The sequence below is a fragment of the Thermotoga sp. 38H-to genome (genome assembly GCF_011057665.1).
Lineage (GTDB): Bacteria > Thermotogota > Thermotogae > Thermotogales > Thermotogaceae > Thermotoga.
In genome coordinates this window covers 77,224-99,976 of record NZ_LNFZ01000002.1, presented here as the reverse complement: position 1 = coordinate 99,976, position 22,753 = coordinate 77,224, and the positions used below count along the sequence as shown (strand labels likewise).

Annotated in this window: 21 protein-coding genes and 2 tRNA genes; 19 read left to right on the top strand and 4 right to left on the bottom strand. The window is 46.1% G+C overall.

Translation table 11 applies throughout. The annotated features are described in order from the left end of the window. The first annotated feature begins 8 nt into the window (after nt 1-8). Together AS158_RS04525 and nagA are read left to right on the top strand one after the other, a co-directional pair. Entirely contained in the window at nt 9-1,001 is a 993-nt protein-coding gene (locus AS158_RS04525) for an SIS domain-containing protein (protein ID WP_165304577.1), read from the top strand. Between the two features lie 10 nt (nt 1,002-1,011). Then, the gene (gene nagA / locus AS158_RS04520) at nt 1,012-2,106 is read left to right on the top strand and encodes an N-acetylglucosamine-6-phosphate deacetylase (RefSeq protein WP_165304576.1); all 1,095 of its coding nucleotides are present in this window, start codon (nt 1,012-1,014) and stop codon (nt 2,104-2,106) included. A 5-nt stretch (nt 2,107-2,111) separates the two neighbouring features. Here nagA and AS158_RS04515 read toward each other — a convergent pair whose 3' ends face one another. Next, nucleotides 2,112-3,506 carry an MATE family efflux transporter gene (locus tag AS158_RS04515; RefSeq protein WP_038054083.1) on the bottom strand — a complete coding sequence of 465 codons (1,395 nt, stop codon included), beginning with the start codon at nt 3,504-3,506 and terminating at the stop codon, nt 2,112-2,114. 108 nt (nt 3,507-3,614) lie between these two features. On the opposite strand from AS158_RS04515, the gene AS158_RS04510 reads away from it, so the two are divergent. The 9 genes from AS158_RS04510 (at nt 3,615) to pheT (ending at nt 12,955) form a co-directional block, all read left to right on the top strand. Beyond that, nucleotides 3,615-4,043, top strand: coding sequence for a MarR family transcriptional regulator (locus AS158_RS04510; protein ID WP_038054080.1), 429 nt, complete (start codon nt 3,615-3,617; stop codon nt 4,041-4,043). Between the two features lies 1 nt (nt 4,044). After that, a complete protein-coding gene (locus AS158_RS04505; protein WP_165304575.1) occupies nt 4,045-6,069 on the top strand; it encodes an RND family transporter in 2,025 nt (674 codons plus the stop codon). Nucleotides 6,070-6,112: 43 nt separating this feature from the next. Then, nucleotides 6,113-6,199, top strand: a tRNA-Leu gene (locus AS158_RS04500). A 47-nt stretch (nt 6,200-6,246) separates the two neighbouring features. Beyond that, the gene (locus AS158_RS04495; protein WP_038054225.1) at nt 6,247-6,978 is read left to right on the top strand and encodes a WecB/TagA/CpsF family glycosyltransferase; all 732 of its coding nucleotides are present in this window, start codon (nt 6,247-6,249) and stop codon (nt 6,976-6,978) included. A gap of 48 nt (nt 6,979-7,026) precedes the next feature. After that, a complete protein-coding gene (locus tag AS158_RS04490; protein WP_038054078.1) occupies nt 7,027-8,226 on the top strand; it encodes a solute carrier family 23 protein in 1,200 nt (399 codons plus the stop codon). Between the two features lie 38 nt (nt 8,227-8,264). Then, nucleotides 8,265-9,452: an iron-containing alcohol dehydrogenase gene (locus AS158_RS04485; protein ID WP_038054075.1), complete on the top strand. Its 1,188-nt coding sequence runs from the start codon at nt 8,265-8,267 to the stop codon at nt 9,450-9,452. Nucleotides 9,453-9,478: 26 nt separating this feature from the next. Next, nucleotides 9,479-9,567, top strand: a tRNA-Ser gene (locus AS158_RS04480). Between the two features lie 28 nt (nt 9,568-9,595). Next, nucleotides 9,596-10,573 carry a phenylalanine--tRNA ligase subunit alpha gene (pheS, locus tag AS158_RS04475; protein ID WP_165304574.1) on the top strand — a complete coding sequence of 326 codons (978 nt, stop codon included), beginning with the start codon at nt 9,596-9,598 and terminating at the stop codon, nt 10,571-10,573. 15 nt (nt 10,574-10,588) lie between these two features. Then, nucleotides 10,589-12,955 carry a phenylalanine--tRNA ligase subunit beta gene (gene pheT, locus AS158_RS04470; RefSeq protein ID WP_165304573.1) on the top strand — a complete coding sequence of 789 codons (2,367 nt, stop codon included), beginning with the start codon at nt 10,589-10,591 and terminating at the stop codon, nt 12,953-12,955. A gap of 18 nt (nt 12,956-12,973) precedes the next feature. Here the strand turns inward: pheT and AS158_RS04465 are convergent, their stop codons facing one another. From AS158_RS04465 to AS158_RS04455, 3 genes are all read right to left on the bottom strand, one after another. Next, nucleotides 12,974-13,546, bottom strand: a complete 573-nt coding sequence (locus AS158_RS04465; protein ID WP_011942807.1) for a TetR/AcrR family transcriptional regulator — start codon at nt 13,544-13,546, stop codon at nt 12,974-12,976. Nucleotides 13,547-13,561: 15 nt separating this feature from the next. Beyond that, nucleotides 13,562-15,010 (bottom strand): radical SAM protein, encoded by a 1,449-nt coding sequence (locus AS158_RS04460; RefSeq protein ID WP_165304572.1) that lies wholly within the window; start codon nt 15,008-15,010, stop codon nt 13,562-13,564. 81 nt (nt 15,011-15,091) lie between these two features. Further along, nucleotides 15,092-16,063, bottom strand: a complete 972-nt coding sequence (locus tag AS158_RS04455) for a radical SAM protein (protein WP_165304571.1) — start codon at nt 16,061-16,063, stop codon at nt 15,092-15,094. A gap of 127 nt (nt 16,064-16,190) precedes the next feature. On the opposite strand from AS158_RS04455, the gene AS158_RS04450 reads away from it, so the two are divergent. Genes AS158_RS04450 through gyrB form a run of 8 tightly spaced genes read left to right on the top strand, consistent with a single transcriptional unit; the run spans nt 16,191 to nt 22,751 of the window. Next, entirely contained in the window at nt 16,191-16,361 is a 171-nt protein-coding gene (locus tag AS158_RS04450; protein ID WP_156105098.1) for a hypothetical protein, read from the top strand. Beyond that, nucleotides 16,330-17,034, top strand: coding sequence for an ABC transporter ATP-binding protein (locus AS158_RS04445; RefSeq protein ID WP_165304570.1), 705 nt, complete (start codon nt 16,330-16,332; stop codon nt 17,032-17,034). Before AS158_RS04450 ends, AS158_RS04445 begins: the two co-directional genes overlap by 32 nt. 29 nt (nt 17,035-17,063) lie before the next feature. Continuing rightward, nucleotides 17,064-18,023 carry a 1-phosphofructokinase family hexose kinase gene (locus AS158_RS04440; RefSeq protein WP_165304569.1) on the top strand — a complete coding sequence of 320 codons (960 nt, stop codon included), beginning with the start codon at nt 17,064-17,066 and terminating at the stop codon, nt 18,021-18,023. Further along, nucleotides 18,024-18,476, top strand: coding sequence for a CBS domain-containing protein (locus tag AS158_RS04435; protein ID WP_165304568.1), 453 nt, complete (start codon nt 18,024-18,026; stop codon nt 18,474-18,476). Continuing rightward, entirely contained in the window at nt 18,473-19,777 is a 1,305-nt protein-coding gene (mtaB, locus tag AS158_RS04430) for a tRNA (N(6)-L-threonylcarbamoyladenosine(37)-C(2))-methylthiotransferase MtaB (RefSeq protein WP_165304567.1), read from the top strand. Before AS158_RS04435 ends, mtaB begins: the two co-directional genes overlap by 4 nt. Beyond that, complete coding sequence (locus AS158_RS04425) at nt 19,737-20,558, top strand: aminotransferase class IV (RefSeq protein ID WP_038054042.1); 822 nt, start codon at nt 19,737-19,739, stop codon at nt 20,556-20,558. Before mtaB ends, AS158_RS04425 begins: the two co-directional genes overlap by 41 nt. Then, nucleotides 20,555-20,860 carry a DciA family protein gene (locus AS158_RS04420; RefSeq protein WP_038054040.1) on the top strand — a complete coding sequence of 102 codons (306 nt, stop codon included), beginning with the start codon at nt 20,555-20,557 and terminating at the stop codon, nt 20,858-20,860. Before AS158_RS04425 ends, AS158_RS04420 begins: the two co-directional genes overlap by 4 nt. Continuing rightward, nucleotides 20,841-22,751 carry a DNA topoisomerase (ATP-hydrolyzing) subunit B gene (gyrB, locus tag AS158_RS04415; RefSeq protein ID WP_038054037.1) on the top strand — a complete coding sequence of 637 codons (1,911 nt, stop codon included), beginning with the start codon at nt 20,841-20,843 and terminating at the stop codon, nt 22,749-22,751. Before AS158_RS04420 ends, gyrB begins: the two co-directional genes overlap by 20 nt. Nucleotides 22,752-22,753 lie beyond the last annotated feature (2 nt).

Genomic DNA, 22,753 nt, shown 5'->3' with positions numbered 1-22,753 from the left:
GGAAGATTGTGAGCAAAACGCTGAAAGAGATCACAGACCAGAAAAACGAGTTGAAGGAGTTCTTCGAGAACTTTGTTCTGAATTTGGAGAAAACAAAAATCTTCAGTGAAATACAGAAGAACATGGCTGATGAAGTGTTCTTTGTGGGATGTGGGAGTTCGTACAACCTCGCCCTCACCATCTCCAATTATTTCGAGAGAGTTTTAAAGATAAGAACAAGAGCAATCCCGGCGGGTGAGGTGGCTTTCCAGAAGGTTCCAGATCTCAAGGAGGAAGGACTGGCCTTTCTTTTCTCGAGAACCGGGAACACAACGGAGGTACTTCTCGCAAACGATGTTCTGAGGAAACGAAACTACAGAACAGTAGGGATCACTATAGAAGAAGAATCGAGACTCGCAAAAGAGAGTGATCTTCCACTCGTGTTTCCCATACGAGAAGAAGCGATCGTGATGACGAAGTCTTTCAACATGATCCTGCTCTCTTTGATGTTTCTGGCAGACAGAATAGCCGGAAATTCAACGGAGCGGTTCTCAGAGCTCGTCGGGTATTCGTCCGAGTTCTTCGATATCTCTTGGAAGGTGATTGAAAAGATCGATCTGAAAGAACACGATCACTTCGTGTTCCTTGGCATGTCAGAGTTTTTTGGAATCAGCCTTGAATCGGCTTTAAAATGTATTGAGATGTCTCTCACTTTCTCGGAAGCGTATTCGACGCTCGAGTACAGGCACGGTCCAAAGGCACTGGTGAAAAAAGGCGCTCTCGTCTTCATGCAAAAAGTGTCGGGAATGGATGAACAGGAGAAGCGCTTGAAAAAAGAACTCGAATCACTCGGTGCCACCGTTCTGGAAGTGGGAGAAGGTGGAGATATCCCGGTGAGCAACGACTGGAGATCTGCCTTTTTGAGGACTGTTCCCGCTCAGATTCTTGGGTATCAGAAGGCGATTTCCAAGGGTATCTCACCAGACAATCCTCCCCATCTGGAAAAGACCGTTGTTCTGTGAGGTGTGTTCTATGGTTGTTGAGAAAGTTCTGATCGTTGATCCCGTTGATGGAGAGTTCACTGGGGACGTGGAGATAGAAGAGGGAAAGGTCGTGAAAGTTGAAAAGAGAGAATGCATTCCACGGGGTGTTCTCATGCCCGGGTTTGTCGATCCGCACATCCACGGTGTGATGGGTGCAGACACCATGAACTGCGACTTTTCTGAAATGGAAGAATTTCTCTACTCACAAGGAATCACCACGTTTCTTGCCACAACTGTTTCCACTTCATTTGGAAGTATGAAAGAAATTTTGAGAAAAGCGAAGGAATACATCCTTGAAAACCCGTCAACATCGCTACTTGGCATTCATCTGGAAGGACCGTACATCTCCAAAGAAAAGAAAGGGGCGCACTCAGAAGGACACATAAGACCACCTTCAGAAGAAGAACTGAGGGAAATCGATTCTCCGGTGAAGATGCTCACCTTCGCACCTGAAATAGAAAGCTCCGAACTTCTTTTGAGACTCGTGGAAAAAGGCATCGTTCTTTCAGCAGGACATTCCATCGCTACTTTTGAGGAGTTCATGAAATTCTACGAAGAGAATGTAAAAAGAATCACACACTTTCCGAACGGATTGAAGCCACTTCATCACAGAGAGATAGGAATCACGGGGGCGGGACTTTTGTTGGACGATGTGAAGCTGGAGCTCATCTGCGACGGGGTACATCTTTCTAAGGAGATGGTGAAACTCGTCTACAAAGTGAAAAAAGCGGATGGAATCGTTCTGGTCACAGATTCTATATCTGCGGCGGGTCTCAAAGATGGAACGACCACCCTGGGAGATCTCGTGGTGAAGGTGGAAGGCGGTGTTCCGAGGTTGGAAGATGGTACACTCGCGGGAAGCACGCTCCTTTTCTCACAGGCCGTGAAGAACTTCAGAAAGTTTACGGGGTGTTCTCTTACAGAACTTGCGAAGGTTTCCTCGTACAACAGCTGTGTTGAACTGGGGCTGGCTGATAGAGGAAGAATAGCCGAAGGAGCGAGGGCAGATCTTGTTCTTCTCGACGAAGGTTTGAACGTTGTGATGACGATCAAAGAGGGTGAGGTTGTTTTTCGATCCAGATGAATGAATTATCCCAGTTCCTTCACTCTCTCCCGTGTGAGGGCGGCTCTCTTTTCCCACTTGCCGGAGAGGAAGAAGAGGAGCTTCAGTGTGCTTCGAAAGATGATGTCTGCGATCATACCGATCCAGGCACCGAAAAGTCCGAGCTGGAAGTACTTCACCATCACGAAGGCGACGGGGAGCCTCGCGGTCCAGATGGATATGAAGGTGATGATCATCGGTGGAAGGGTGTTTCCCGTCCCCCTGAGGGCACCGTTCATGGTTGAGTCTATTGCGAGGAAAAACTGGAATAGCCCGATTATCTTGACAGGGAGCTTTGCGATCTCTATTATCTGTGGATCGCTGGTGAAGATGCGAATCAGTGGCTCTGGAAAAAGAAAGATAATGATACCAACCGTCACCTGAAACAGAAGACTCAGGATCCAGCCCTGCCGGATGACTCCAAGGACGTGTTCCCTGTTTCCCATCCCGTTGTATCTTCCAACCAGTGTGGTGATGGCAACCGAGATTCCAAACGCGGGCATGAAGGAGAGAGACTCGACGTTTATACCTATTCTGTGTCCGGCGTACGCTTCCGCTCCTGCGATGAGCAGGATGTTCGCGAACATCAGAACACCTGTGGAAAAGACGAAGTTCTCTATGGCAGTTGGAAATCCAACACGGAGAATTTCCCTCTGGCTGGACCATCTGGGAGGAACGAATCCTTTTCTGAGCTGAAACTCCTCTCTTTTGAATATCACGTACGTGAGAATCGCTGCTCCCACGAATCTTGAGAGGATCGTTGCGAGAGCTGCTCCTCCGACTCCCATCTCCGGGAATCCGAACTTTCCAAAGATCATGGCGTAATCGAGGAAGATGTTCAAAAAGTTTGTGAGGCCGGTGACGATCATCGGCGTTCTTGTGTCACCGGCACCTCTGAGCATCGCGGAGAACACGGCCATGATGGAAAATCCCATGGAGCCGGAAAGGATGATTTTCAGATACTCCTTCGCGGATGCTTCTATTTCTCCTTCCAGATTCGGAAAGATGTTTATCAACACATCGGAGAGCGGTGTGAGAACGGTGAGAATAACACCCGTGAATATGGCAAGAAAGACACTGTTCCAGGCAAGGGATCTCACAGCTTTCCTGTTGCCCGCTCCGATGGCGTTCGCTATCGTTACGGTGGCTCCCATACTGGCGGCTATCAGGACGACCTGAACCACCCAGAATATCTGGTTGGAGAGCCCCACACCGCTCATCGCTTTCCAGGAGTAATGTCCCAAAAAGGCGGTGTCTGCCATTCCAAAGAGCATCTGAAGCACGTTTTCTCCCATGGCAGGAAGTGCCAATTTTATGAGTTCCTTTCTGATCTCCGGTACTTCTTCCTTTGGAAGGTAATTCTTAAAGAGTGAATATCTCATTCTCATCACCGGTTCTTATTCTACAACAAATAGTTCGGATGGTGAACCATTTGGTAAAATAATTGAACTGTTCTATAATTGAACTGTCAAAAAATGGGGGGTGAAGATATGGATGCTCTGGAGATATTCAGAACACTCTTTTCGCTCGTGATGAGGTTTTCCAGTTATCTTCCATCGAACGAGGAGGTCTCTGACATGAAAACAACGGAGCTCTACGCGTTCCTCTACGTGGCTCTCTTCGGTCCAAAAAAGATGAAGGAGATAGCGGAGTTTCTTTCCACAACGAAGAGCAACGTAACGAACGTGGTGGATTCTCTGGAGAAAAGAGGCTTGGTCGTCAGAGAGATGGACCCTGTTGATAGAAGAACGTACCGGGTGGTCTTGACCGAAAAGGGAAAGAAAATCTTCGAAGAGATTCTTTCGAACTTCGAAAGTCTTTTGAAAAGTGTTCTTGAGAAATTTTCCGAGGAAGATCTCAAAGTGGTGAGCGAAGGATTCAATCGAATGGTGGAAGCCTTGTCGAGGGAGGGAAGGTAGCATGAGAAGGTACTTCTTCACCACAATATACGTGGTGCTGGTTTTCCTTTCGTTCCTTGTTGTTTTTTCTCTTGGAAAGATAGAGACCGGTCCTGAGGTGTTCCTTCCAGGTTACAATGGAGATCCTGAAAAGACCACGAACGAAAACGTGAAGAACCTCTTTCGTGTGAACAGGGAGTTCGGCGGAAGTTCCTCGATTGTGATCGTTGTCGAAGGTGATAAGAACTTCTTCGAAGACGCAAGGGCTCTGTACGAACTCCACGAGGCTCTGGAAAAAAGAGAAGACATCTCGAGTGTTATGAGTCCCGTGAACCTTCCAAGGTTTTCTGGTTTCAGAATGGACTATTACTTCAAAGATGGGAAAATTTCAAACGACGTTTTGAATGACCCGAACGCGAAGAGTTTCATCACAGAAGATGGGAAGTACGCGCTTTTGAACGTGATATTCAAAGAAGGTGTCAACGCAAGGGACAAAATACCCGAGATAAAAAGTCTCGTGTCCGGCTACTTCGAGAAAAATTACCTGTTTGGTGAACCAGTGATAGACAGCGCTCTTTTCAAAGAGCTGGTGAGGCAGACTTTCGTTTATCCTATTTTCATGTTTCTTGTGATCTTTCTTCTCTTCTACTACCAGCTGAGATCCTTCAGAGCAGCACTCTTTTCTTTGATGGTTCCTGTGCTGTCCACGTTTTTTGTGTTCGCTGTGTTTTTCGCTATGGGAAAGAGCCTCAACACCATGACCGTGATGACCATCACCTTTCTCCTCATCATCGGCTCTGCGTACGGGCTTCACTTCTACAACGCGCTGTTCAGGTTCAGTGAAAAAAAAGAGGCGGTAAAACACATCTTCAAACCCATACTTTTTTCGATGCTCACCACCGCAGCGGGATTCATGTCTTTCGTCTTCATCGATATAAGGGCGTTCAGAGAACTCGGAATTCTGGTTTCTTCCGGACTCGCTGTTGTGGTTCTTGTGATATTCACATCCGGTGTGGAGATCTTCAGAAACTACACTCCAAAGAGAACTCCGAGGAACTTTGGTATGAAGTACGTGGGAAGAAAGATCGCTCTGATCGTCCTCGTTGTCTTCCTGGTGATAGCGGTTCTTTCACCGTTTCTGCTCAAAAGAGTACAGGTGGGTTCGGATATGGTGTCTTATTTCGACAGGGATTCCGAACTCAGAAAAGCTTACGACCTCATCGTGGAAAAGTTCAACACGAGAGAGCCGATCTATCTGGTGCTGGAGAAAACTGTTCCATTCGTTGGGACGGATTCCAAGACCTTGAAAGAGCTAATCGAAAAGATAGAAAAGAGCGAGTACGTCTCCAGTGTGGTGTTTCCTGTGGATATTCCCGTTCCGATAATGTACGCGCTCTCCAGAACGAACCCGTTTCTCAAGACCTTCATCGGAGATAGAAACAGGATAAGGTTGATCGTCAATCTCACACCGGAAGGATACGAACATGTGAAAAAAGTGGTAGATCTGATCAACAAAGTGATGAGCGAAACGGGCTGGTCACACTATGTGGCGGGATCCGTTCTGATCTGGGACGATATCAACGAAAGCATCATGAAATCACAGATACAGAGCATCGTCATTGCTTCAGTTCTGATCTTTGCCATGGTCTTCATCATATTCCGAAGACCGCTCACCACACTCAGTGTGATGGTTCCAATCGCTTTCACGACGGTGTTCAACTTCCTGTTCATGGCCCTCTTTGGGATCAGTCTGGATGTGTCAACATCGATCACCTCCGGTATTCTCATGGGTCTTGTGATAGATTATTCCATTCACATTGCTTCGGAAGAGAAGAGGCTGAGAGATCCGTACCTTGTGGTCAAGAACGTGGGACCATCTGTTCTCACAAACGCGCTGGGATTGATCTCGGGATTCGCCGTTCTTCTCTTCTCTGAACTCGCACTCTTTAAAAACATATCTCTACTCATGATGCTTGGGATAGGGGTTGGGGCTGTTTTCACGCTGATCGTCCAGCCTATGATACTGGAAAAGAGGGAAAACTCTTGACGCTCGCGGAAGAAGGTGCTAAACTATCTGAACGGAGAGGAGTGCCGAGGTGGCGGAACTGGCAGACGCGCATGACTCAGGATCATGTGGGGGTTTCCCCGTGCGGGTTCAAGTCCCGCCCTCGGCACCAGCAGAAAGCGGAGGTCTTCCCTCCGCTTTTTTTTGGAGGAAAACGGGGTGAAAGAGATCGAACTTTTCGGAACGAAGGTTTTATCTGGGACAAGACGGGAATTTCTGAACACAATCGAAGAGAGAATAGAGAAGAACATCAAAACCTTTGTTGTTACCATGAACGCTTCGATTCTATTGCAGGCCATAGAAGATGCAGGATATAGGGCTATCGTGAACTCTGCAGACCTCGTTGTACCTGATGGTTTTGGTGTTGTCTGGGCCATGAAAACCCTCACGGGAGAGATGACCGAGAGACTGCCTGGAATAGAGATCATGAAGCACCTCTGTGAAAGATCAAAGGAAAAAGGTTGGAAGGTGTATCTTCTTGGAACGAAAAAGGAAATCGTTGAAAAGGCAAAAGAAGTGCTGGAGAAATCGGGAGTGAAGGTTGTGGGCTGTCACGATGGCTTCTTCTTCGAAAAAGAATCACCGAAGATCGTTGAAGACATAAACAGAAACTCGACCGATCTTCTCTTCGTCGGAATGGGTGTTCCCCGTCAGGAAGAGTGGATATACAGGAACTTTCCACAGCTGAACGTGAAGCTCGCCATGGGAGTTGGAGGATCCATAGACGTCGTATCGGGCAAAAAGAAACGCGCACCGGAGTGGGTTCAGAGGATGAACCTGGAGTGGCTTTACAGGTTTTTCCAGTCTCCTTTGAGTAAAAGAAAAGTTCCCGTTCAGGTTTCAAAGTTCGTCTTCTTCGTTTTGAGAGAAAAATTGAAAAACAGAAACTGAAGGCTCTTTTCAAAGAGCCTTTATTTTTAAATGTCAGGAGGTGTTCTCATGGAGTTCGAAGGAGCGGTTACCAAGGTCAGTGGATGGAGATGGTTCCTGCTGGCACTTCAGCACTTCGTGGCCATGTTCGGTGCCACTGTGTTGGTTCCTCTCATCACGGGGCTCGATCCTCTTGTGGCGCTCCTCACCGCGGGAGTCGGCACGCTCATCTTCCATTTTGTGACCGGTGGAATTGTGCCCGTCTTTCTTGGGTCGAGCTTTGCCTTCATCGCTCCAATATTGGCAGTGAAAGAGATCTATGGAGATCTCGCCTACGCGACGGGCGGAATCTTCGTGGCAGGTCTGTTCTATGCTCTGTACGCTCTTATAGTGAAGGCAGTTGGCCCAGAAAAGGTGAAAAAGATTCTCCCTCCTGTTGTCACCGGAAGTATGATCATGGTGATAGGACTCACACTCAGCCCCGTTGCCATCCAGATGGCATCGAGTGACTGGCCACTCGCCCTCATCGTCATAGCCACTGTCGTTTTCGTCTCAACCATGACGAGGGGATTCTTCAGCATGGTTCCGGTGATCACAGGAGTCGTTGTTGGATACATCGCGGGGCTTTTCATGGGAAAGATCGACACCAGTGCGATATTGAACACCCCTCTCTTCAGCGTACCGAAAGTGATGCTCCCAAAGTTCGATTACGGAGCGATATTCATGGTCGTTCCGGTGACCCTTGCCACCTTCATGGAACATCTTGGAGACATCACTACCAACGGAGCGGTTGTCGGAAAGAATTTCTTCGACAAACCTGGTCTTCATAGAACACTCCTCGGTGATGGACTTGCAACGGCTGTGGCCGGTCTTCTTGGAGGTCCTGCGAACACCACTTACAGTGAAAACACGGGAGTGCTGGCCCTCACGAGAGTGTACGATCCTTCCGTTCTCAGAGGAGCCGCTCTTGTGGCCATATTCGCTGCCTTTGTGTCGAAGTTCGGCGCGATCCTCCAGACGATTCCTCAGGCGGTGATGGGTGGAGTGAGCCTCATTCTCTTCGGTATGATCACCTCTATTGGTGTGAGAACCATGGTGAACGCGGAAGTGGATTTTTCCAAACCGAGAAACCTCATGATCACTGCCCTGATGCTCACTGTGGGTATCGGTGGTGCGGTTTTGAAGGTAGGTAGAGTTGAATTGAAGGGAATAGGACTTGCTGCCCTCGTAGGCATCTTCCTGAACCTGATCCTTCCAGATAGGGATTGAGTTATCGTGATACAATCGAAATGAGGAGGTGGTAATCGATGGAGAACTTCGTCTTCCACAATCCCACGAAGATCGTCTTTGGAAGAGGAACGATTCCAAAAATAGGAGAAGAAATAAAAAGCGCAGGAATCAGAAAGATTCTTTTCCTCTACGGTGGTGGATCGATAAAGAGAAACGGTGTCTATGATCAGGTTGTCGATTCACTGAAAAAGCACGGAATAGAATGGATAGAAGTATCTGGTGTCAAGCCGAATCCAGTTCTCTCCAAGGTCTATGAAGCTGTTGAGGTGGCAAAGAGAGAAAAGGTGGAGGCCGTTCTTGGAGTCGGTGGGGGAAGCGTTGTGGATTCTGCAAAAGCGGTAGCAGCCGGTGCTCTCTACGAGGGTGACATATGGGATGCTTTCATTGGTGAATACCAGATCGAGAGAGCTCTTCCTGTTTTCGATGTACTCACAATTTCGGCAACAGGAACGGAGATGAACGGTAACGCCGTGATAACGAACGAGAAAACGAAAGAAAAATATGGAGTGAGTTCAAAGGCTCTCTATCCAAAAGTATCCATAATCGATCCATCTGTTCAATTCACTCTTCCAAAAGAACAAACAGTTTATGGTGCTGTGGATGCGATCTCACACATTCTCGAGTACTATTTCGATGGGAGCAGTCCTGAGATCTCCAACGAAATAGCGGAAGGTACTATCAGAACGATCATGAAAATGACAGAAAGGTTGATAGAGAAACCAGACGACTACGAAGCAAGGGCAAATCTCGCGTGGTCTGCAACGATCGCTCTCAATGGAACGATGGCGGTTGGAAGAAGGGGCGGAGAGTGGGCTTGCCACAGGATCGAGCACTCTCTCAGCGCTCTCTACGACATCGCACACGGAGCGGGTCTCGCCATTGTGTTTCCGGCATGGATGAAGTACGTGTACAGAGAGAATCCTGCGCAGTTCGAAAGGTTTGCAAGGAAGATCTTTGGACTTGAAGGTGAAGGTGAGGAACTGATTCTGAAAGGGATCGAGGCTTTCAAAAACTGGCTGAAGAAGGTGGGAGCTCCTGTATCCCTCAGGGATGCGGGAATTCCAGAGGAAGATATAGACAAGATCGTGGACAACGTCATGCTCCTTGTGGAAAAGAATCTGAAACCCAAGGGAGCGAGTTTGGGAAGAATAATGGTGCTCGAAAGAGAAGACGTTCGTGAAATATTGAAATTAGCGGCGAAATGAAATAAAATATGAAGATGGAAGGACGCGGAGGCGTGTCCGAACTGGCTAAGGAGCCGGTCTCGAAAACCGGTGGGCCGTGAGGCCCTTGTGGGTTCGAGTCCCACCGCCTCCGCCATTTTTTTGTATAACAGGGGGTATGAGAGATGGAGATAGAAGTCGTCGAGAAGGAAGCCCTCGAGAAATTATCAAAGATATCGAATGTTCAGGAGCTGGAAAGTTTCAGGATAGAATTTCTCGGAAAGAAGGGCAAGATCACAGAATTGATGAAAAATCTCAAGAATCTCCCTCCTGAAGAAAGACCCGCCTACGGTAAAAGAGTGAACGAACTCCGTGAGAAGATAGAAAAACTCTTCGAGGAAAAGAAACAGCAAATTCAAAAGCTTCTCGAACAGGAAAAGATGGAAAAAATGAGAATAGACGTCACGATACCGGGAGCAAGGAGGAAACTGGGACATTCTCACCCTGTCTTGAAGGTTATGGAAGAGATAGAGAGGATCTTTGTATCGATGGGATTCGATGTGGTAGAGGGGCCGGAAATCGAAACAACCTGGCACAACTTCGACGCGCTGAACACACCGGAATGGCATCCAGCCAGGGACGAACACGATTCTTTCTACATAACGGATGATCTCCTTCTCAGAACCCACACTTCTCCTGTCCAGATCAGAACGATGCTCGAGAGAAACCCCCCCATCGCTATCATATCGCCCGGAAAAGTTTACAGAAGAGACTACGATGCGACGCACCTTCCCATGTTCCATCAGGTGGAAGGATTGCATGTGGATAGAGATCTCAGCGTGGCTCATTTGAAATTCACACTCGAAGAGTTCGCGCGAAGAATGTTCGGCAAGAACGCGAGAGTTCGTTTGAGACCGAGCTTTTTCCCATTCACAGAGCCGAGTTTCGAAGTGGATGTCTATCTTTCTGGTTACGGATGGTTGGAGATTTTGGGAGCGGGGATGGTGGATCCAAACGTCTTTTTGAACGTAGGATACGATCCGGAAGAATGGACGGGTTACGCGTTCGGAATGGGAGTGGAAAGGATCGCCATGTTGAAGTACGGCATAACGGACATAAGAGAGTTCGTCAGAAACGACGTGAGATTTCTCAGCAGCTATTGATGGGGGTGTGATGAGGTGAGAGTTCCCGAATCCTGGCTCAGAGAATTCATAGATCTCGATTGGGACATTGAGCAGATAGCGGAAAGACTCACTTTTTCTGGAACGAGTGTGGAAGATATTCTGAGACCGTTCAGTGTCTCCGGAGAGATAATCACAGCGAAGGTGATAGAACGGCTTGATCATCCCGCCTCAGAAAAGATCATCGTGTGCAAGGTGGACACCGGAAAAAGGATCTACACGGTCATCACAGCCGATAAGACTGTGAACGAGGGGGATTACGTCATACTGGCTCTCGAAGGAGCCACTCTGAACAACGGCCTCAAAATAGAGCCTCGTGAATTCAAAGGAGTCGTCTCGGAGGGCATGCTTTGCTCACTTGAAGAACTGGGTCTTGAGGAAAAATCCGACCGGGTTTATCGTTTCCCTGAACCCGTGGAACTCGGTGTGAACGTGATAGAGAAATACGGACTCAACGAAAGGGTCTTGGACATAGAGATAACTCCGAACAGACCCGATTGTCTTTCGATCATTGGTGTTGCAAGAGAACTCTCTGCCCTCAGCGGAAGGCCTTTGAAAAAGCCTCAACCCGATGTTTCTTTTGTGGATGAAGATGTTCAGTTCGATGTGGAGATAGAAGACGTGGAGGGTTGCCCGAGATACTCCGCTCGAATAATGAAAGGCGTCACCGTGAAAGATTCGCCACTCTGGATGAAAGCAAGGCTTGTAGCGGCAGGGGTTCGTTCTTTGAACAACGTGGTCGATGCCACGAACTACGTGATGCTCGAACTGGGGCATCCCGTTCACGCGTTCGACCTGAACAGGCTAAAAAACAAAAGAATTATCGTGAAGGCTGCAAAGGGTGGAGAAAGAGTCCTGCTGCTCGACGAAAGGGAGTACGAGCTGAAGGGCGGAGAAGTCCTGATAACGGACGGTGAGAACGTCCTCGCACTTGGCGGAATCATGGGGGGAATGGAATCTGGTGTGTACGATGACACCAGAGACCTGGTGCTGGAAGTGGCTTACTTCGATCCTGTGAGGATAAGAAAGGCATCCAAAGCGCTTGGAATCAGTTCTGAGTCTTCTTACAGGTTCGAACGAGGTGTGGATCCGAACGATGTGGAACTTGTGTCTTTGAGGCTTGCAGAATTGATTCAAAAGCTGGCCGGCGGTCATGTTCTTGGGAAATTCTGGGATGTTTATCCTCGAAAGATAGAATCCAAAAAGGTGATGCTCAGAAAAGCCAGAATCGAAAAGATACTGGGAACGAAAGTTGAAGAGCCGGGCAATATTCTCAAACGCCTTGAATTCCAGGTGGAGGACAGAGGAGACAGTTACGAAGTTCTTGTTCCCACCTTCAGACCGGACGTTGAAAGGGAGATAGACCTCATAGAAGAGATAGGAAGGATTTACGGGTACGAGAAAGTCGAATCGAAGGTGATAAGCGTTCCTGCAATAAACCGTGGCTGGGATGAGAAACAGCTCTTCAGAAGGGAAATTTCTCAATTCATGAAAGGAATGGGTTTCGATGAAGTGGTGACTTTCTCTTTTGTGGATTCCCAGAAGGTTAAAAGATGGCCTCTGGTGGGTAGAGAACCCATAACTCTCTCCAATCCTATCGTTTCAGATATGGACGTGATGAGAACGTCACAATTTTACAGCCTGATACAGGTGCTCGCTGAGAATTTCAAGAGGCAGAACAGGGATCTGAAACTCTTCGAAATTGGAAAGGTTTACTTCAAGGAGAACGGAAACTTCATGGAGATAGAGACGCTCTCTGCGATGAGCTGTGGTTTGGAAAATCCGGGAGACTACACCGATAAAAGAAACGTGTCCTTCTACACGACCAAAGGAATTCTCGATGAACTCTTCTTCAGACTCGGAGTGAACGTCGAATACAGAGTCGCGGAGATACCTGGATTGTTCCCGACCAGATCCGCTCGCATCTACGTGGAAAACAGGGAGATCGGTTTCATTGGAATGGTTGATCCAAAGCTCCTCGATGAGTACGATGTGAAAGAAGACACCTACTTCTTCGAGATAGACATGGAACTTCTGAGAGAATGTGCATCGAAGAGACCTGCTTACAGGCCCACACCAAAATTTCCTGCTGTGAGAAGAGATATCTCCTTCCTGCTTCCGAAGGGATTCGAGTCTGTGAAGATCATCGAGCTTTTCAGAGAGAGTGGAGGAGATCTGGTGGAGGAAGTGGGAGTGTTTGATGTCTATGAAGGAAGAGGAATCCCGGAGGATATGGTGAGTGTTACATTCTATGTGGTGTTCAGGCACCCGGAAAGAACTCTGACCGACGAAGAAGTGAACAGAATTTTCGAAGAGATGGTACAGAAAGCGGAAGAGGAGTTTGGAATAAGAAGAAGATTCTGAGATTAAGATGAAGAGGGGCTAACGCCCCTCTTCTGTTTTCACATTGAGCAATCCTCTGAGTATCATTTCCTGGATGTTCTGAAGCAGTCTTTTATCCTTTGGAACGTCTCCGAACGAGTTGACTATCAGCTCCGCGGCAGCCCGGGAATCGAGATCTTTGTAAACGTAGTTTTGCTTCTTCCCTTCTTCTATTAGTTCTTCGACTCGCTTTATGAAGTTCTCATAACGCTCTCTGAGTTTCGACCACTTTTCTCTTTCGAATCTGACGGTCGATTTTTCTTTTTCGATGATTTCGTTCAAAATGGTCTTATTCAGAACAAAGTCGACGTAGGACTTCAGAAACTTTTTTATTTTCGCAAAGTAGGAGTTCGTCTCTTCAGTGACGGAAAAAAGATGACTCTCCAGTTCCTCGAGTGCTTCTCTCCAGATCTCTTCGAAAAGTTTGTCCTTGCTTGGAAAATAGTAGTAGATGAGAGCCTTTTTCACACCAGCTTCACGTGCGATTTCTTCCATGCTGACTCCATCGTAACCGTATTTTGAGAATGCTTTCCTCGCCGCTTCGAGGATTTTTTTTCTTGTTTCGAAGCTCAATTCGATCCCTCCACATCAGTCCCTGTAGCGTTTGTCCACCGCGAGAAGCTTTTCTTTGTCCGCGTACTTTCTCATTCTCACTTCGTAACTGTAAACTCCCCTGTTGGCTGGATAGATCTCAGAGTACCCTTCTTCGTACCAGAGTTTGTCGGCGTATTTCTTCCATTCGGCCGCGAGTTTGTCCAACTCGGGTGCAAGATCTGTGATGACCCTTTCGGATCCCTCGTGCTGTGGTTTTGCGTTGAACGCCCTCACCATGGCTCTGAAGACTTTCGGATTGTCGATTATTGGACACGGTCTGAAGAGATTGTCACTGTAGGGGATCATCCTCTTGTAAGCTTCGAAGAACGGTGATCTCAGAATGTCGATGAGTTTTTTCTCGCGGATGCTGTCCACCGCGAACTGCTGGAAGACGCAAGGTTCCACGTAACCCTTTGCGTTTATGTGGAGGTACTTGGCACCCGCTGCGAGACAGCCGTTAGTGAGGAATCCGTGGTTCCAGAAATCGGCAACGAAGGCGAATCTTCCGCTGAGCCTGAGCTGTTCAAGTTTGTGGAATCTTTCGTATCTCTGTTGCGGTGTGGGAACAAGATCCATCGTTGGATTCATTCCCACGGGCATGAACTGGTAAATCCACACGTAAGAGACTCCCTGTTCTTGGAGGAAATCCCAGAAATCATCCTTCATGATGGTATCGTGGTTCATTCGTGTTGCTGTCACTGAAGCTCCAAAGATCACACCGTGTCTTCTGAGTCTTTCCCAAGCTTCGAGGATTCTTTTGAATATTCCCCTTCCTCTTCTCCAGTCTGTGTCAGTTTCGAAACCCTCCACAGATATCGAAACCGTCACATTTCCGAGTTCTGAGAGTTTCTTAGCGGTTTCTTCTTTTATCAGAGTTCCGTTGCTGTAGACCAAGAAGTAACTGTCCTTGAATTCTTCGAATATGTCCATCAGGTGAGGCCAGAAGAAGGGTTCACCACCGGTGATGATGAAGAAGTAAATTCCCAGATCGTTGGCCTGTTTCAAGATGTCTCTGACTTCGTCGTGAGAGAGTTCGTATTTTCTACCGTAAAGTCCCGCGTAACATCCAACACAGTTCAGATTACAGGCGTATGTGGGGCTCAGAACGAGGAGTTTTGGGAGTACCGTTTTGTACTCGTGCATCTTTTCCTGCCTGATGGGTTCTCCAAGGGCGAATTCGTTGATGATCAGGTTGTTTATAACCCCTTCAACACATTTTGGGCTCGCTTTTTTGAAAACGTTCACCCATGACATCACCATGGGATGTCTTTCTTTGGCAAGATCAGCCAGCTTTCTGAGACCGCTTTTCGCGGGTTCTTTCGTGAACATACTCAGAGTACCGAAAATCTTTTCGAGAGTTTCCACTTCGGCGTTTCTGACAAATGAACCGACGAGTTTTCCCGCCTGGTGATAGATCATTCCTTTGATTCCACCTACTGCCATTGAATCACCTCCATATTTTTTTACTTACCGGTCGGTAAAAATATTCTATGCACACAGAGTGACAATCAGATTTCATTTAAGTTACTTTATGTTGTATCGATCTTTGTTCAGAGAACAGAGGGCTTCGTCTTTTTCGTGTCCTCTCAGCAGATAGTAAGCTTTGCAACCACCACCACATTCGTTCAGGATAGGACACTGCTGACAGGAAGTTGGGGAAGGAATAGGAGTGTACTCGTTCCAGATTTCCGAGAATTTCTTTTCTTTCACGTTCCCCATGTAGAATTCCTTTCTATATCTGAAGTGACCACAGGGAACAACTGTGCCATCGACCAGAACCGACGCGTGCGTGATTCCTGCGGAACACGGCCTTCCCGATATGGATTCTTCCACGTAAAATGTCAAGCAGTCTTTGTAGTTTTCTATCACTCCAAGAACGTGTTTTATAGCTACTTTCCATTCCTCTGGATTCATATCCAGTTCTCTTGCATGGATCATGCCCCTTCCGACTGGTATGAACCTATCTACGTACAGAGCATTAACTCCCAGTTCCAGTGCGAGTTTTACCATGTTTTCGAATTTCCTCCAATTTCTCCTGTTTATCACATTTAAAATGGTGATTTGAAGCCCTTCACTTACGAAGTTTTTGATACCTTGAACTACTCTTTCGAAGTTTCCGACTCCTCTCACGAAATCGTTTGTCTCAGGATCTGGTCCTTCGAGGGAAACTCCAATGAGCACATCGGGATTGGCTTTTTTTATTTTCCATACCATTTCCCTGGTGGCAAGCGAACCGTTGGTGTTGATCATAAGACGCTGTCCGACCTCTTTTCCAAAGGCAAGAATATCCAGTATTTGAGGATGGAGGAGAGGTTCGCCACCTACAATATCGAGAGCCCAGGTGCCCAGTTCCTTCATGTCGAGTATCAGTTCTTTTATTTCTTCAAAACTCAACTCTTCGGGATGGGGTTTTCCAGCCTCGCAGTAGCAGTGTCTACATATGAAGTTGCATCGCAGTGTCAGTTCGTATTCCACGATGAAAGGTGGATTTCGCATTCGATCACCTCCAGGATAGATTTTAACCCTGGAGACGTTTTATTACATTTTCCTGGTTCTAATTGTAATGATCCATACAAGTCCAATTAAAGGTTTGGGGTTAGAATCAAAAACGAGGTGATGCCCCTTGGAGAAAAAAATATCCAAAAATCCTCGTGTTCTATCGCAAATAGATTTGCTCAAAATGATGACTGATGGGGATGAAAGTGCTCTCAGGGAGATAAAAAGACGTTTGGGGCTCGACGAGAAGAAAGAAAGAGATAACGATGAAAAGCGAAAAGTTTCCGATAAGGTTTGAAAATTTTTCCATATCTGTGGATGGTAAAAGCGTACTTGAGAATATAACTGTTTCCTTTGTTGAAGGAATGAACGTCCTTTACGGCCCAAGAGGATCCGGAAAATCTTTTCTCCTCAGATCTATTGTCAAATTGAACGTTGAAATATTCAACAAGATTTCCAGAGGCGGTTCTGTCTATTTGTTCGATCAAAACGTGCGGGATCTTGACGACATCTATCTCAGGAAAAGCGCTCTGTACCTTGATACCAGTTTCATCGATACGATGAATCACTACACATTTGATGAGTTTCTTAAGCTTACCCTGAAAAGGAAAATTTCTCTGGAGGATTTTTCCGAGAAACTCGATGATCTTGGAATACTGAGAATGCTTGTCCGTGGTCGAAAAACACCCCTTTCCATGTTTTCACCTGCCGAAAAGATTTCCCTCCTTCTTTTCATTCTCGAACAGAAAAAACCCCGTATCATTTTGATGGATTGTCTGCTGGATCACCTTGACGATGAAAATCTGGAGAAGATAATGGACATGTTCCTCAAAATAAAGGAGGAACGAACATTTATCATATCCACTCGTATCCTCCAGAGGTTTCTCTACATCGCCGATTTGTTGGTGATACTGAATAATGGTAAAATCAATTATGTTGGGAGTCCCAAGGATTTTGTTTTAAAAATGTGATTCCCCACTTTTGATTTCGAGGTGATTGTATGGTCCTGACGGTGACCCTTAATCCTGCTTTAGACAGGGAAATTTTTATAGAAGATTTTCGGGTGAACCGGTTGTACAGAATAAGAGATCTTTCTAAAACTCAAATGTCTCCAGGTGGAAAGGGGATAAACGTTTCTATAGCCCTTTCCAAACTGGGGGTACCGTCAGTCGCCACCGGATTCGTGGGAGGATACATGGGAAAGATTCTTGTGGAGGAATTGAGAAAAATTTCAAAGCTGATCACAACGAATTTTGTTTATGTAGAAGGAGAAACGAGGGAAAACATAGAGATAATCGACGAAAAGAATAAAACGATAACTGCTATAAATTTTCCCGGTCCGAATGTTACAGAGATGGATGTGAAACACTTTCTGAGAAGATACAAGATGACGCTTTCAAAAGTCGATTGCGTTGTCATATCAGGAAGTATTCCGCCGGGAGTGAACGAGGGAATATGCAATGAACTGGTGAGGCTCGCACGTGAAAAGGGAATCTTCGTCTTCGTCGAACAGACTCCCAGATTGCTTGAGAGAATCTATGAAGGACCGGAGTATCCCAACGTTGTGAAACCAGATTTGAGAGGTAATCATGCTTCTTTTCTTGGTGTTGAATTGAAAACCTTTGATGATTATGTGAAACTCGCCGAAAAACTCGCCGAAAAATCACAAGTTTCCGTGGTGTCTTATGAAGTGAAGAACGATATTGTCGCGACAAGAGAAGGGATCTGGCTTATAAAATCCAAAGAAGAAATAGACACATCACATCTCCTGGGTGCAGGAGACGCATATGTAGCTGGTATGGTCTATTACTTTATCAAACACGGAGCCAACTTCCTCGAAATGGCAAAGTTTGGTTTTGCCTCCGCACTGGCTGCCACTCGAAGAAAAGAGAAGTACATGCCCGACCTCGAGGTTATAAAGAAAGAGTACGATCACTTCACCGTAGAGAGGGTGAAGTAAATGAGGGTAAAGGAAGCCGTCATCTATGATATTTCCGCTGTTTTCGAGGATGAAACGGTTGAAACAGTGATAAAACTTCTTTCCAGGCAGAACCTCTCAGGAATTCCCGTTGTCGACCACGATATGAGAGTGGTTGGTTTTGTCAGTGAGAGCGATCTCATAAAGGCCCTTGTGCCCAGTTATTTCTCGCTTTTGAGATCCGCTTCTTTCATTCCAGATACCAACCAACTGATCAGGAACGTGGTCAAAATAAAGGACAGACCTATATCTGATTTCATGAACAAGCCTCCTGTTGTTGTCAAAGAAGACGATCCTCTGATCGTAGCGGCGGATTATCTCATAAGACACGGGTTTAAATCTCTCCCTGTTGTCGATGAAGACATGCAACTCGTTGGTATAGTGAGAAGAATAGATATTCTGAGGGTGGTTTCGGAGGGAAAGCTGGAGATATGAAAACTGTGAGGATAGAGACCTTTGGTTGTAAAGTAAATCAGTACGAAAGTGAATACATGGCTGAGCAATTAGAAAAAGCCGGGTATGTGGTTTTACCCGATGGGGATGCCTCTTACTACATAGTGAACTCGTGTGCCGTCACCAAGGAAGTCGAGAAGAAAGTGAAGAGATTGATAAAGAGCATCAGAAACAAGAACAAGGACGCAAAAATCATCCTTACTGGTTGTTTTGCTCAGCTTTCTCCGGACGAGGCAAAGAATCTTCCAGTGAACATGGTTCTTGGAGTCGATGAGAAAAAACACATAGTGGATCATATTAACTCCCTGAATGGAAAACAACAGGTTGTTGTGTCTGAACCCGGCAGGCCCGTTTATGAAAAAGTGAAGGGAAGTTTCGAAGACAGAACTCGTTCTTACATAAAGGTTGAAGACGGGTGTGATAACACCTGTACCTACTGTGCCATCAGATTGGCCCGTGGCACAAGAATCAGAAGCAAACCGCTCGAAATATTCAAAGATGAATTTGTCGAGATGGTGGCAAAGGGTTACAAAGAGATCGTGATAACCGGGGTCAACCTTGGAAAGTACGGTAAAGACATGGGTTCTTCACTTGCCGAACTTCTGAAAAGTATCGAGAAGATTCCTGGGGATTATCGAGTGCGTCTCAGCTCTATAAATGTGGAAGACATAAACGACGAAATTGTGGAGGCCTTCAAGAGAAATCCCAGACTGTGTCCGCATCTTCATATTTCAGTTCAGAATGGATCCGATGATGTGTTGAAAAAGATGGGAAGAAAATACAGAATCTCTGATTTCATGCGTGTTGTTGAAAAATTGAAAAGCATCGATCCAGATTTTTCGATAACAACGGATATAATCGTCGGTTTTCCTGGAGAGACGGATGACGATTTTCAGAGGACTCTGGATCTGGTTGAAAAAGTGGAGTTCAGCAGGATACATATCTTCAGATTTTCACCGCGCCCCGGAACTCCAGCGAGTAGAATCGTTGGAAGCGTTCCCGAATCGAAGAAGAAAGAACGTCTGGAAGTTTTGAAGAAGAAAGCGAAAGATGTTTCTATCAGATACAGGAAGAGAATCATTGGGAAAGAAAGAAAAGTTCTCGCCGAATGGTACGTCATGAAGGGTGTTCTCTCTGGTTATGACGAGTATTACGTGAAGCACGAGTTCGTGGGGGACAGTGTGGGTGAATTTCATAGCGTAAGAGTGAAATCCCTTTCGGAAGAGGGAGTGATTTCCTGTCGTGTTGATATGGTGGAGGGGAAAGTTTCAGCGCGCGGATGAAATTTCGCTGGATTTCTCCCTGTTTGAAAAATCACTCCAGGGAGCAGTGTACGAAACCTTGAGAACTTACAATGGAATCCCGTTTGCAGCTTACAAACATTATTCCAGATTGAAGAGATCTGTCGATTTCTTCAAAATCCCCTTTTCTTTGGGTTTTGATGAGTTTTCAGAAGTGCTGAAGACAGGTGCTCAGGAATTCAAACAGGAAGTGAGAATCAAAGTCTATCTTTTTCCTGATTCCGGGGAGACCCTCTTTGTGTTTTCACCACTCAATGTGCCAGATGTAGAGTCAGGGGTTGACGTGAAAATCTCGAGTATTCGAAGAATACCTGATCTCTCCACCCCACCGGCTCTCAAAATAACTGGACGTACCGACATAGTGCTCGCCAGAATGGAAATAGTGGACTGCTACGATGTAATTCTGCTTGGTTTGAACGGGCAGGTTTGTGAAGGAAGCTTCAGCAACGTGTTTCTGGTGAAAGAAGGCAAATTGGTTACACCTTCGCTCGACAGCGGTATTCTGGATGGCATCACGCGGGAAAATGTTATAAAGCTTGCAAAAAATCTTGAGATACCCATTGAAGAAAGAGTGGTTTGGGTTTGGGAACTGTTCGAAGCGGATGAAATGTTTCTCACACACACGAGTGTGGGAGTGGTTCCTGTTAGAAGGTTGAACGAACACTTGTTTTTCGAAGAAGAACCAGGACCTGTGACAGCGACTTTGATGGAAAACTTTGAGCCTTTTATCTTAAACCTTGAAGAAAACTGGGTGGGAATATGATCCTTCTCAGACAACTGTTCGAAGAACTTTCCATTAGACAACCTCTTTTTTTTGAATTGAAGATAAAGATGCTCCTTTCTGAATGGGACAAGATAGTTGGACCTGTGATAGCAAAGCACACGAAGGTGGAAAAAGTGGAAAACGGAACAGTTTACGTTGTTTGCGATGATTCATTGTGGATGACCGAACTTTCCATGCAGAAAGATCGTTTGCTCAGAATTCTGAATGAAAAATCAGGTAAAGAACTGTTCAAAGATATAAGATTCAGGAGGGGAAAAGTAGATGGAAAAGTACTCCGCTGAAAGTATAAAGGTTTTGAAGGGGCTGGAACCTGTCCGAATGCGACCCGGAATGTACGTAGGATCCACAGGAAAGCGTGGATTGCATCACCTCGTGTACGAAGTGGTGGACAACAGTGTTGACGAGGCACTGGCAGGATACTGTGACTGGATACGAGTGACTCTTCATGAAGATGGAAGTGTAGAAGTTGAGGATAACGGGAGAGGAATACCCGTTGATATACATCCCGAAGAAGGAAGAAGTGCTCTGGAAGTGGTTTTCACGGTTCTTCATGCAGGAGGGAAGTTCTCCAAAGACTCTTACAAGATAAGTGGCGGTTTGCATGGTGTTGGTGTATCGGTGGTGAACGCTCTTTCAGAGTGGTTGGAGGTGCGGGTGCATCGTGATGGGAAGATTTACCGGCAGCGATATGAAAGAGGTAAACCGGTCACACCTGTGGAAGTAATAGGAGAGACCGATAAGCACGGCACGATCGTTCGATTCAAACCCGACCCTCTCATATTCTCAGAAACGGAATTCGATCCTGACGTACTGGAACACAGGTTGAGAGAGATAGCTTTTTTGGTACCGGGGCTCAAAATAGAGTTCGAAGACAGAATAAATGGAGAGAAGAAGACCTTCAAATTTGATGGAGGTATAGTAGAGTATGTGAAGTATCTGAACCGTGGAAAAAAGGTTTTTCACGATGTGATATATATGAAAAGAACCGAAAAAGTGCAAACGAAAAACGGAGAAGATGAAGTGATAGTGGAAATTGCCTTTCAGTACACTGATTCGTATTCCGAAGAGATCATGTCTTTTGCGAACACTATAAAAACCGTAGATGGTGGAACTCATGTTACAGCCTTTAAAAGCACACTCACAAGACTCATGAATGAGTACGGAAAAAAACATGGCTTTCTCAAAGGAGACGATTCCTTCCAGGGTGAAGATGTGAGAGAAGGTCTCACTGCGGTTGTGAGCGTTTACGTGAAAAACCCCGAATTTGAAGGCCAAACGAAATCAAAACTTGGTAACGAAGAGGTTAAAGAAGCAATAAATAGAGTTATGAGAGATGAACTGAAAAAGATATTCGACGCAAATTCCGATCTTGTGAAAGCTATTCTTTCAAAGATCATGAGTACCAAACAAGCAAGAGAAGCGGCAAAAAGAGCTCGAGAGATGGTGAGGAGGAAAAACGTTCTTCAAAACACAGCACTTCCGGGGAAACTGGCGGACTGCAGTTCCACAGATAGAGAGAAAACGGAACTCTTCATTGTAGAAGGTGACTCTGCTGGTGGATCTGCAAAACAGGCCAGAGACAGAGAATTTCAAGCGGTTCTTCCCATAAGAGGAAAGATTTTGAACGTGGAAAAATCATCCCTCGACAAATTGCTTAAAAACGAGCAGATCAGTGACATAATAGTAGCAGTAGGAACAAGTATAGGAGACGATTTCGACGAGAGTAAACTCAGGTACGGTAGAATCATCATTATGACCGATGCCGATATAGACGGTGCACACATAAGAACTCTCCTTCTGACACTCTTCTACAGGTACATGAGACCCCTCATCGAACAGGGCAGGGTATACATAGCGCTTCCACCTCTCTACAGGATCAAAGCCGGAAAAGAAGAGTTCTACGTTTACAGTGATCTTGAGCTGATGGAATACAAGGAAAAACTCCAGGGAAAGAAAATCGAAATTCAGCGATACAAAGGACTCGGTGAGATGAATCCTGAGCAGCTCTGGGAAACAACGATGAATCCAGAAACAAGGAAAATCATAAGGGTAACTATAGAAGATGCCGAAGAAGCGGATAGACTCTTTGAAATCCTCATGGGTAACGATCCATCCAGCAGAAGGGAGTTCATAGAAAGGCACGCTCTGAAAGTGAAAGAACTGGATATCTGACC